Genomic DNA, 1,438 nt, shown 5'->3' with positions numbered 1-1,438 from the left:
ACGCTTGGCGCCTGGGTAATGCGGGTCGCCTGGTGGCTGGAGCTTCTCTATGACGCGCTTACCGCCTTTATCCGCTCGCAGCCGAGAGTGTTCTGTGACGAGACGCCGTTGCCCCGGCTCGAGCCGGGCCGCAAACGAACCAAGGTCTGCCAGTTATGGGCGCAGGCGGTTGACGACCGTCCCTGGAATGGTCCGGCACCGCCGGCCGTGGCCTATATCTTTGCCGAAAGCCGCAGCGCCCGCGAGATCGAGGGGCAATTGTCGTCGTTTACCGGCGTGCTTCAAGTCGATGGATACCAAGCCTATAAAACCATGGTCAAACGTCGGGGCAAGAGCAATGTCGCACCCATGCGGCTGGCCTTCTGCCTTGCTCATGCGCGGCGCAAGTTCGTCGATGTCGTCAAGCTGACGGGTTCTTCGGAGGCTTTGTCGATCCTTGCCAGGATTGCGGAAGTCTATCGGATCGAAGCAAAACTGCGCGGCGAAAGCGCCGATACCCGGCTCGTCGTGAGACGTCGCGAGGCTGCTCCAGTCATGAGAGAGCTGAAAGTCCACCTCACCGAACTGCGCGACGAGGTGTCGGCGAAATCGGCGCTTGGCAAGGCCGTCAGCTACACGCTCAACCATTGGAGCGGGTTGACAGCCTGCCTTGATGATGGCCGGGTCGAGATCGATTCCAATGTGGTCGAGCGTTCAATGAAATCCGTGGCCCTGACGAGGAAGAATTCGCTGTTCGTGGGCAACGAGCGGGGTGGAAAGACTTTCGCTGTCCTCGCATCGCTCGTCAACACCTGTAAACTGAATGGTGTGGACCCCGAGGTCTGGCTTGCCGATGTGCTGGAGCGCATCATCTCCGGCAAAGTGAAAGCCAACGAAATGGAAAGTCTCCTGCCGTGGGCCTGGAAGGCTGAGCGTGAAGCGATGACGCAGCAGGAGCGACGGGCGGCATGATGCACAACAGCCAGGGGACGACGGATCGACCGAAGCTTGATGACGCGGCGTTCGAAGCCTTTATCAGGGGACGCCGTCCGGCATCGCCAATCTGGTCAATGAGCGGTCTCGATGGTTATCTTACGGCTCTGATCATTGGCCCAAAGTTCATCGACCCACGCAAATGGATCCCGGAACTGACTGGCCCGGACGCCCTGAACCTGCCGATGGAAACAACCGAACATCGGGCCGTGCAGACGATCGTTGCGGAATATAACCGTATCTCGGGGAGCCTCTCTGAAACCCCGAAAGACTACCGGCCCAGGTTCACCAGGATCGATGATCAAACCTTTGATCCGTTCGATTGGGACCTCTGCTTTTTGCTGGCAACAGGATACGCGCCGAGACTTTGGCAGCCGGTTCTTCGCGGTCATGCCGTCACCGGCGATATCATTGCGCCAATTCGCAAGCTCGGCGAGACAAAACGCAAAGCCACCCGCCAGGATGC

The 1,438-nt window shown here is 59.3% G+C and carries 2 protein-coding genes; both read left to right on the top strand.

The genetic code is table 11. The annotated features are described in order from the left end of the window. Nucleotides 1–951 (top strand): IS66 family transposase (gene tnpC, locus F9K91_RS25455; protein ID WP_151679066.1); only part of this gene is annotated, 951 nt, incomplete at its 5' end. Continuing rightward, the coding region (locus F9K91_RS25450; RefSeq protein ID WP_151679065.1) for a UPF0149 family protein at nt 948–1,438 on the top strand (491 nt) is incomplete at its 3' end. The genes tnpC and F9K91_RS25450, both read left to right, overlap by 4 nt.

Source organism: Brucella tritici (assembly GCF_008932295.1).
Classification (GTDB): domain Bacteria; phylum Pseudomonadota; class Alphaproteobacteria; order Rhizobiales; family Rhizobiaceae; genus Brucella; species Brucella tritici.
The sequence above is the reverse complement of the archived record's forward strand: the minus strand, read 5'-3'. Positions and strand labels throughout refer to the sequence as shown.